This is a genomic window from Photobacterium indicum (assembly GCF_003026215.1).
Classification (GTDB): domain Bacteria; phylum Pseudomonadota; class Gammaproteobacteria; order Enterobacterales; family Vibrionaceae; genus Photobacterium; species Photobacterium indicum.
Window position 1 is genome coordinate 42,636 of sequence record NZ_PYOC01000020.1, and the last position, 9,523, is coordinate 52,158.

Sequence of the window (9,523 nt, forward strand, 5' to 3'; positions counted from 1 at the left end):
GCGAATCAAACATCACATCTAATTGAGTTTGTGACTGTTTGTAACGCAGCATCCCCATCATTGCTATCCAACCACGTCAAATCTTTCCAGCCGCGTAGCCAGGTAATTTGACGCTTCGCCAATTGACGGGTTGCACAGACACCACGGAAGACCGCTTCGTCTAAATCACAATTCCCGCCCAAGTAGTCCCACATCTGTCGATAACCAACACAGCGAATTGATGGCAGGTCGGGGTGAAGATCACCTCGCTGATACAAAGCACGTACTTCTTCTTCAAAGCCAGCTTCGATCATGTTCTCAAAACGTTGTTCGATCCGTTGATGTAAAACAGCCCTATCCTTGGGTGCTATTGCAAATTGATGAACCCGATATGGCAATGGTTCACCTTGAGTTTTCGTCAACTCAGTTAATGTTTTACCTGAGATACGAAAAACTTCTAATGCTCGAGATAAACGTTGTGGATCATTAGGATGAATCCTAGCGCCCGAAACTGGGTCAATCCTTACTAATTCCTCGTGCAAAAATTGCCAGCCTTTCTCTTGTGCTTCTCGTTCTATCCCCGCTCGAACATCTGGGTCCGAAGCTGGTAAAGGTGACAATCCTTCAAGTAAAGCCTTGTAGTACAACATAGTACCACCGACCAACAAGGGTATACGCCCTTCTGCAACTATATCAGCCATTTCTTTAAGTGCATCAGTACGGAAGTCTCCAGCAGAATAACTTTGCGCTGGATCACGAATATCGATCAAACGATGCGGTGCTAACGTAAGTTCTCGCTCATCCGGCTTTGCTGTTCCGATATCCATTCCCTTATAAATAAGGGCGGAGTCGACACTAATCAACTCTACAGGCAATTGTTCTCGCAAACGAATCGCAAGATCCGTTTTACCTGATGCTGTTGGACCCATAAGAAAAATAGCTTGGGGTAATGGCTTACTCATATAAAAAGGCTTCTATTGCTGTACTAACATCTACAGGACGAAGTAAATATTGATTATGTTGTTCAATATCACTTCCCCATAGTTGTTCTAATTCGGTCACTAATTGGATCGCCTGAGACAAACTAAACGTATCAACGGGCATCACACACTGTGTTGCTAACCAATCCCATAATTTATCCCAGCCCTGTGCGTCAGGATCTTCTGCGATAGATAACAAGTAGGTTAACAAATTTGGGATAAGCTGTTGTAAGTTTTGCTGCCTTAAAGGCAAACAAACCGACAAAATAATTAATCCAGACTTACCTTTCGCTTTTAAATTGATACCTAACTGTTTTAAAAGCAGTGCATGTTGCTCTGCACATGCTATCAAATCTGACTCAACGGGCACTGAATGTGGGATCAATAACGGCTGAGGTTTCAATCCTTCCGTTGCTGCTAAGCGTAACTGGCCTTTATGATGCAAGCGTTGAGCATGATCGAGTGACAGTACATGAATACCATCATGCCGACTAACCAATAAATAACGCTCCGCCACAATACTCAGAGCTTTGCCTAACCCGACCCCAACTTGTGTATCAACCACATTTTGTCGAGTTACAGCAGTGGAACGGCTCTCACCAGTTAACGTTGTACTCGCTTTTGCTGGCGCACCTACCGATGAAGCGTGTGAAGGTATTGATGGTGGTGTTTGAATTAGTCGTTGATAAGCCGCTACTTCCTGCTTTGAAGGCGCGCTTTCTGGTTGATATCCAGCATTATTACGTCGTTGAGCTGTATCATAACTCGATTGCGAACTTCGCCCTGATCCGCTATTTCCATTACTCTGTGGTGAAAGGCTATCGATAGCACGCTTACCATTTGTATAATCTGAACGCTCTACTGCACGATCATTGCGTTCTCGCTTATCATTTAGTTCTTGGTGTTGTGTGTTCGATGCTGACTCACTCGCCACAGAAGAAGACAACCATTCTTCAGGCTGCGCTTTATTCGGGTAGTTTGGGCTGTCTGCAATTGCCTGTAATGCGGGCGCGGCTTCTGCTATTTGGTGAGAGTGAGCACTCTCTACCGATTCAGAGGCAGTATCAGCATAAGGTGTCGCTATTGCACTTGCACGCTGTGGCGCATGATAACTCTGTTGGTCATCCATCGCCCCTTGCTGAAGAGCACTTTGAATTCCCTGATAAATAAAATCATGCACTAACCGAGCTTGGTGAAAACGCACCTCATGCTTAGCTGGATGTACATTCACATCCACCTGATGAGGGTCAACTTCAATAAAGAGCACATATGCTGAGTATTGATCGGAGGCTAAGTTGGCCTCGTAGGCTTGACGAATAGCATGATTGATCAGCTTATCTTTCATCATGCGACCATTCACATAACAGTACTGAACATCATTTTGTGACCGTGACCCTTGCGGCGTGCAAATCCAGCCTGATAGTTTTAAATCACCATGCTCAAGCTCCACTGCTAATGCATGTTGCAAAAAGCTTTGACCACATGCCGATACTAAACGACGCTCTTTTTGAATTTGTGTTTGGGAAGTGCGATATTGACGAATGGTCTTGCCGTTATGACGCAAGGTAATCGACACATCGAAGCGACTAAGCGCTATGCGCTTTAGCAGTTCATCAATGTGATTAAATTCTGTTTTTTCAGTTCGTAAAAATTTACGACGAGCAGGAGTATTGAAAAAGAGGTCAAGTACTTCAATTGTGGTGCCAATTGGGTGTGCTGCTGGTTTTAACTGCACATCCATATCTCGCCCTTCAGCATAGGCAGACCAAGCTTCTTCTTGAGTTGCAGTGCGTGAAGTGAGGGTTAAACGCGAGACAGAACTAATACTGGCCAATGCTTCACCACGAAAACCGAGGCTAACAATGGCTTCTAAATCATCTAATGAAGATATTTTAGAGGTTGCATGGCGACTAAGTGCCAGCCCGAGTTCATCCTTCGCAATACCTTTACCGTTATCGCGAATACGGATCATGCGGCTACCACCTTTATCGATATCAATATCAATACGAGTGGCACCGGCATCCAGACTGTTTTCAACCAGCTCTTTAACCACAGAGGCTGGTCGTTCTACGACTTCACCTGCTGCAATCTGGTTTGCCAGCCGAGCAGGTAAAATTTGAATCGGCATAATTAACTTCTTGGTATAATTAACGTCTGACCAACTGCTAGTTTATCAGACTTTAGCTTATTAGCATTACGTATGCTAGCTACCGAGACCCCATAACTGGTTGCAATTTTACCCAGAAATTCACCACGCTTAACTTTATGGCTAATCGACTTAGGCGCATCCACTTCCACTTTTAACTTCTGTCCGACCATAACATTGTCAGACTTTAGGTTATTAAGCTGACGAATACTGTTCATTGTAACGCTGTATTTACTGGCGATTTTACCCAGGTAGTCACCACGCTGTACCTTATGTATCACCACTTTCTTAACCGTTTTTGACGAAGAAGACACTGATATAGAAGATGTTCTCACCGTATTCGATGCCGAAGAACCAGGAATGATGAGAACCTGCCCAATATGCAAATTATTCGACTTCAAGTTATTCACGGACTTGATCGACGATATCGACACCCCATAACGCTTAGCTATCACACTCAATGACTGCCCTGATGTTACTTTATGCTTCGCACCACCTTTGCGAGAAGCAAATAACGTCCCTTCCGGAGGGTTGGTTTCAAAATACGCCAAGATACCTTTATAAATAGCATTGGCTAACTTATTTTGGTGCGATGACGAATTTAATAAACGTTCTTCGGTTGGGTTAGTTATAAACCCAGTTTCAACCAACAACGATGGAATATCTGGCGACTTCAGTACCGCTAAACTTGCGTGTTCTGGTTTGCTTTTATGCAAACGCGTCACTTTACTGATTTCCTTTAATACATTGGTAGCAACTTCGTAGCCTTCTTTGGTCGAATTGCCGAACTGCAAATCAAGTACCGCCATGCTGAGGTACTGATCATCATTATCACCAGACAGTACATCACCACCACCCAGCAATTCAGACTGCTTCTCTTGCTGCTCTAGCCAGCGACCTATTTCGCTATTTGCACGTCGAGTGTTTAGCACCCAAACCGATGCCCCGCGAGGCTGGGGTTTAGTAAAACCATCAGCATGTATTGAAACTAATAAATGTGATTTATTTTTGCGGGCAATTTCAGAGCGCTTATTCAAATTCACAAAATAATCGCTGCGACGCGTCATTACGGCTTTCATACCTGGTGTCGCATTAATTTTAGCCGCCACTTTTTTAGAAACAGCTAATGTTACATTCTTTTCGTATTTTCTTGTCGGCCCAATCGAACCTGGGTCTTCACCACCATGCCCGGGGTCAATCGCGATAATAATATCATCACGCCCTGATGGTAGCTGTGCTTGTTGGTTAGTGGTTACTTTGCCTGAGGGTCTTTTTTTCTGGACTACAGGGGCTATCTTGCCATGTGGTAAATCTAGCACTAAGCGATAACCATAATGACCATCTGGCGTCGGCGCTAATGTAAATAGCTTGGGAGTCATACCCGTTTTCGTTTCAAAAACAAGGCGAAAAGATCCCTTATCAGGTGCACTGCTGCTACGAATTTTCGTCAATACAGCACTATCACTAACAATAACAGGTAGTTTAGTTTTTAATGATGTTGCTTTTAAATCAACCACTAAACGGTTAGGTTTAGTCAGCGTAAAATAGGAATATGTCGCCTCACTTTTCATATCAAGCACAACACGTGTTTCATCTGGCGCTGGCCAAACTCGAACACCTTTCAATTCATTAGCTGCAACGATGGAGCTAAATAGCCCCACCATGCCTAATACCCAAATCGTTATACAGGTACGAACAGACATCCTTATCAACACATCTCCAAACGCTTAATCAACATGCAGCCATACTCATTATTGGCTGTAATCGTTACTTGTCGCTGTTCACCTTGATAACGTAATTCCAAGTCGATATCAGGCTCCGGTAACAAGCCCTGCCCTTTTTCAGGCCATTCCACTAAACAAATGGCGTCATTTGTAAAGTAATCACGGATCCCCATAAACTCTAATTCTTCAGGATCAGCAAGACGATATAAATCGAAATGATACACTTGCCAAGGTGGTAACTCGTACGGTTCAACCAAGGTATAAGTCGGGCTTTTAACATTCCCCTTATGTCCTAAAGCACGAATAAAACCACGGCTAAACGTTGTTTTACCTGCGCCAAGATCACCATGAAGATAAATCGTTGTCTGGCGTTCACATGCCTTAGCAAGGCTAAGGCCTAAATCTACTGTTGCCTGCTCATCAGCAAGAAAGGTTTCAAATTTTTGCATTATTATCTTTATCTTGGGTTTATTAATTGTCGAATATACGGAAATAGATCACTTGCCAGCATACCACGCTCTCCCTTCTGAGCGCATAAATCAGCCGATTTACTGTGGACCCATACGCCTACACAGGCAGCATCCGCTAAGGATAATCCCTGCCCTAATAACGCGCCAATAATACCTGATAGTACATCGCCCATGCCACCAGTAGCCATTCCTGGATTACCAGCAGTACAAACCCAAAGTTGCTGTCCATCAAAAATAAGGGTTCCCGCACCTTTTAATACCGCCACACCACCGTACTTTTGTTGCAACTTTCGCACAGCAGCAAAACGGTCACGTTCAATCTCGTTAATAGCCATATTTAATAAACGTGCAGCTTCGCCTGGGTGAGGCGTTATTATACGATTCTTTTTATAGTCTGGTGATTGTGCTAATAAGTTCAATCCATCAGCATCAAATACCGTCTTTTTTTCTGTTGATCGTACAATATTGAATAAAGCTTTACTCCAATTACTCGTTCCTAGCCCTGGTCCCAATACGACAACATCAGCCCATTCGACTCTTGAAATACTCTTATGGGCTTTGTCAGACCAACCTTGTACCATTATTTCAGGTCTTGCGGTTACGATTGACAAAATATTGTCAGGTTGTGTGATAACCGCCGACAGTCCAGCCCCTGTTCTTGCACATGCCTCTGCTGCTAACCGAATCGCTCCCGCCATGCCAAGATCTCCACCGACACACAATACACGACCATAAGACCCTTTATGCGCTGAACGATGACGTACAGGTAAACACTGCTTAACATAGTTGTGTTCTACACGAAATACGGTTGGTTTTACAACGGTTGAAAAAGTACTCTCTACTTCAAGATCGGCATACAATAACTCACCACAGTGATGGCCAGCTTGACCAGTACACAACCCTTGCTTTATACCAATAAAAGTCACGGTTAACGTCGCATTAATCGCAATGCCAAGCATCGCACCAGTATCAGCGCAGAGCCCTGAAGGAACATCAACGGCAATAATTGGTTTACTGGCTTGATTCATCATAGAGATATAACGAGCGATATTCGTTCGTACCGCTCCGCTTAGCCCTGTACCTAATAAAGCATCAATAATGATATCAGTTGAAGTAAATGAGGCGGTATCAGAAAGCGCCTCAACTTTACCGCCAGCAGCTAACCACGCATTTCGCGCTCTAGCGGCATCCCCCGTCAGTGCTTTGGCTACATCAAGTTGCAACAGTTGAACATCTAAGCCAGCTTGCAATGCTAAGCGGGCAACAATATAACCATCACCACCATTGTTTCCGCCTCCGCAACAAACCGTTATCGAACGCGCGGCTGGAAAACATTTCTTTAAGGTAATGAACACCGCCTGACCTGCACGTTCCATAAGCTCGTACATATCAATATGTAATATTTTTGCCACGGCTTTTTCACCGTGACGAACTTGTTCCGCTCGGTATAGTTTTGTCGGTAACTGCGCAATCATCATTACCTGCCTTCTAATTTATCGCAAAGTATATAAATGCTCACCATTACGATGGCACATATTAATTGAATAAAAACGCACTCAAACCACAAAGGCTTTCAAGTTAATAAGTAAGTATAAAAAAAACTCAGCATTACACGAGAAAAACAGTCAAAACCTTGAATATATGCCACATCAATTGAAGAATACCAATTCCATTAATTATTTGACCATCCAGTCGTGTTCCCTTTGGGCGAGTTTAAAATACTTTTATACTACGTTAATAAATTTCAATTTAGAGCCACTAGATTTTCAATTTATCTCCTTGTCTAAAAGCATTTTAACTCTCACTGAATTAATCAGATAATTAGTGGATTTGGTATAACTATTTCTTCAGTTCTAGCCCTTTTGGTTTTAATCTTATGTGGTACACTTCGCACCCCATAATTTACGGCTATTCTCTAACTATCATGAGCATCGATTACACCGCACTCACCCAGCAAATAAAGCTATGGGGAAAAGAGCTAGGATTCCAAGACGTCGGGATCTGCGATGTGGATCTGCAAAAACATGAAGCCCAGTTACAACGCTGGTTAGATGCAGGATACCATGGAGAAATGGATTGGATGGCACGCCACGGAATGATGCGTGCTCGCCCAGCTGAATTGCTGCCGAATACCGTTCGCGTGATCAGTGTAAGAATGAATTACCTGCCTCCAGAGGCTGGATTTGCTCAAACACTCAAGCAACCGCTAAAAGCTTACATTAGCCGTTACTCTCTAGGGCGCGATTACCATAAACTCATCCGTAATCGCCTTAAACAACTTGGTCAACGAATTGAAAAAGAAGTTGGTCAATTTGGTTACCGCCCGTTTGTTGACTCAGCGCCAATTCTTGAACGACCATTAGCTGAAAAAGCAGGACTAGGCTGGACGGGGAAGCATTCATTGATTCTAAATAGTGATAGTGGCTCTTGGTTCTTTCTTGGCGAGTTGCTAATTGATCTACCACTTCCAGTTGATACACCTCAAGAGAATCAATGTGGAAAATGTGTTGCCTGTATAACAAGCTGCCCAACTGGCGCCATTGTTGAAGAAGGCATTGTTGATGCACGACGCTGTATTTCTTATTTAACGATTGAATTTGACGGTGTAATACCAGAGGAATTAAGAGAGAAAATAGGAAACCGTATATACGGTTGTGATGATTGTCAGTTAGTTTGCCCATTTAGCCGCAACGGTGAAATCACGCAAGAAACGGATTATCACTGTCGAGACAACTTGTATCAGCAAGACTTAACAACGTTATTTTTATGGGATGAAGCGACATTCCTAAAGAATACTGAAGGCTCTGCTATTCGCCGTATTGGCCATATCCAATGGCTACGAAACATCGCGATAGCAATGGGTAACGCACCTTATAACGTAGACATTCTTGAAGTATTAAACAGTCGATTAGCCCTCAATGAGATACTCGATATACATATTCAGTGGGCAATCAAAAAGCAACACAACAAATACGCCAAGAATGCGATTGATGTACTACCATCAAACACGAAAAGATTAGTTCGCATTGTCGAGAAAGGTCTTCCACGAGACGCTTAACAACACTTAAAATCGCGAGCTCGCATACTGTAATACACTGAAGTTATACACGCAAAATGAGAGGTAGCCTACATTCTTAGTGAATGTGGAAAACATTTTCAACACTTCTCTTTCCTACCTGCTTCTTAAACATTAAACACAGGTGGTGGATAAAAAATTCAGCCTATTACTCCCATAACGAAGCATACTGATCAAGCTGTATATAAGTATAATGAAAATGGCAGCATAGCCATATAAAACAGTGCCTTAACCTGTTAATAATCATTTTGTGGATAATTTAAAAAAAGGAGAAATCAAGGAGAGATATAGAGTTATTCACACCGTATCAGCACATCTAATCAACTGACTTACCCACAGACTATTTTTTGTGGATAACTCTGTGAATTAAGCGCTACTTTTCACTTAACAACAAGGGTATAAAGCCTGAAAACATCGGTTTCCATGCTACTTTATGATCTGAATAAATGAGAGCAGATACGTATTACAAGCTCTTTAGTATAGCGATGCTATGAAAGGCTTATACCGTATTTTGATACCAATGCTTCACAGGATTGGTGACTACAGCGCATCTTATTTACTTTTTATCAGATAAAAAAACCAACCTCATAGAGGCTGTGCTGATATAGAAACTAAGATGATGTATTGAAGCTGATTGCTTCCTATGGTCTTTTAAACCAATGTTTAAAAGCGCTTTGAGGCAACACACTAGATTGTCGGTAATCGATAAATCCAGGAATGCTACATTGTGCTACTACTTTCCAGTAGTAGGTATGCATAACTCACTATGTAAGTATTGCATGTCTTGTCTCTCAACAAGTAAATTGGTTGCGGGAGCTGGATTTGAACCAACGACCTTCGGGTTATGAGCCCGACGAGCTACCAAACTGCTCCATCCCGCGTCCGATTTATATTCACCGTTAAAGTACGGTAACAACTTTCATCTCACAGCTTATCGCTATGAAATCAATTTGGAGCGACACACGAGGCTCGAACTCGTGACCTCAACCTTGGCAAGGTTGCGCTCTACCAGCTGAGCTAGTGTCGCATTTCTGGTCCTTGTCTCTCAACAAGTAAATTGGTTGCGGGAGCTGGATTTGAACCAACGACCTTCGGGTTATGAGCCCGACGAGCTACCAAACTGCTCCATCCCGCGTCCGATTTATATT

At 42.9% G+C, this 9,523-nt stretch carries 6 protein-coding genes and 3 tRNA genes; 1 reads left to right on the top strand and 8 read right to left on the bottom strand.

Features of this window, described 5'->3' with window-relative positions:
* Nucleotides 1–5 precede the first annotated feature (5 nt).
* Genes miaA through C9J47_RS26395 form a run of 5 tightly spaced genes read right to left on the bottom strand, consistent with a single transcriptional unit; the run spans nt 6 to nt 6,777 of the window.
* Nucleotides 6–941, bottom strand: a complete 936-nt coding sequence (miaA, locus tag C9J47_RS26375; RefSeq protein ID WP_107256960.1) for a tRNA (adenosine(37)-N6)-dimethylallyltransferase MiaA — start codon at nt 939–941, stop codon at nt 6–8.
* Nucleotides 934–3,087: a DNA mismatch repair endonuclease MutL gene (mutL, locus tag C9J47_RS26380; RefSeq protein WP_107256963.1), complete on the bottom strand. Its 2,154-nt coding sequence runs from the start codon at nt 3,085–3,087 to the stop codon at nt 934–936. The genes miaA and mutL overlap by 8 nt, the downstream gene beginning before the upstream one ends.
* Before the next feature lie 2 nt (nt 3,088–3,089).
* Nucleotides 3,090–4,769, bottom strand: a complete 1,680-nt coding sequence (locus C9J47_RS26385) for an N-acetylmuramoyl-L-alanine amidase (RefSeq protein WP_107256971.1) — start codon at nt 4,767–4,769, stop codon at nt 3,090–3,092.
* Nucleotides 4,770–4,813: 44 nt separating this feature from the next.
* Nucleotides 4,814–5,278 (bottom strand): tRNA (adenosine(37)-N6)-threonylcarbamoyltransferase complex ATPase subunit type 1 TsaE, encoded by a 465-nt coding sequence (gene tsaE / locus C9J47_RS26390; protein ID WP_006233815.1) that lies wholly within the window; start codon nt 5,276–5,278, stop codon nt 4,814–4,816.
* Nucleotides 5,279–5,286: 8 nt separating this feature from the next.
* A complete protein-coding gene (locus tag C9J47_RS26395) occupies nt 5,287–6,777 on the bottom strand; it encodes an NAD(P)H-hydrate dehydratase (protein ID WP_107256965.1) in 1,491 nt (496 codons plus the stop codon).
* A gap of 446 nt (nt 6,778–7,223) precedes the next feature.
* On the opposite strand from C9J47_RS26395, the gene queG reads away from it, so the two are divergent.
* The gene (gene queG, locus C9J47_RS26400) at nt 7,224–8,357 is read left to right on the top strand and encodes a tRNA epoxyqueuosine(34) reductase QueG (RefSeq protein WP_107256967.1); all 1,134 of its coding nucleotides are present in this window, start codon (nt 7,224–7,226) and stop codon (nt 8,355–8,357) included.
* A gap of 822 nt (nt 8,358–9,179) precedes the next feature.
* Here the strand turns inward: queG and C9J47_RS26405 are convergent.
* The 3 genes from C9J47_RS26405 to C9J47_RS26415 form a co-directional block, all read right to left on the bottom strand.
* Nucleotides 9,180–9,256 (bottom strand) — tRNA-Met (locus tag C9J47_RS26405).
* A gap of 70 nt (nt 9,257–9,326) precedes the next feature.
* Nucleotides 9,327–9,402: transfer RNA gene (locus C9J47_RS26410), tRNA-Gly, on the bottom strand.
* Nucleotides 9,403–9,433: 31 nt separating this feature from the next.
* A tRNA-Met gene (locus C9J47_RS26415) sits at nt 9,434–9,510 on the bottom strand.
* Between the last annotated feature and the right edge of the window lie 13 nt (nt 9,511–9,523).

Excerpts from the sequence above, each read along its gene's own strand:
- C9J47_RS26395 (WP_107256965.1), bottom strand. The coding sequence starts at position 6,777 with ATGATGATTGCGCAGTTACCGACAAAACTATACCGAGCGGAACAAGTT.
- C9J47_RS26385 (WP_107256971.1), bottom strand. The coding sequence starts at position 4,769 with ATGGTGGGGCTATTTAGCTCCATCGTTGCAGCTAATGAATTGAAAGGT.
- tsaE (WP_006233815.1), bottom strand. The coding sequence starts at position 5,278 with ATGCAAAAATTTGAAACCTTTCTTGCTGATGAGCAGGCAACAGTAGAT.
- miaA (WP_107256960.1), bottom strand. The coding sequence starts at position 941 with ATGAGTAAGCCATTACCCCAAGCTATTTTTCTTATGGGTCCAACAGCA.
- mutL (WP_107256963.1), bottom strand. The coding sequence starts at position 3,087 with ATGCCGATTCAAATTTTACCTGCTCGGCTGGCAAACCAGATTGCAGCA.
- queG (WP_107256967.1), top strand. The coding sequence starts at position 7,224 with ATGAGCATCGATTACACCGCACTCACCCAGCAAATAAAGCTATGGGGA.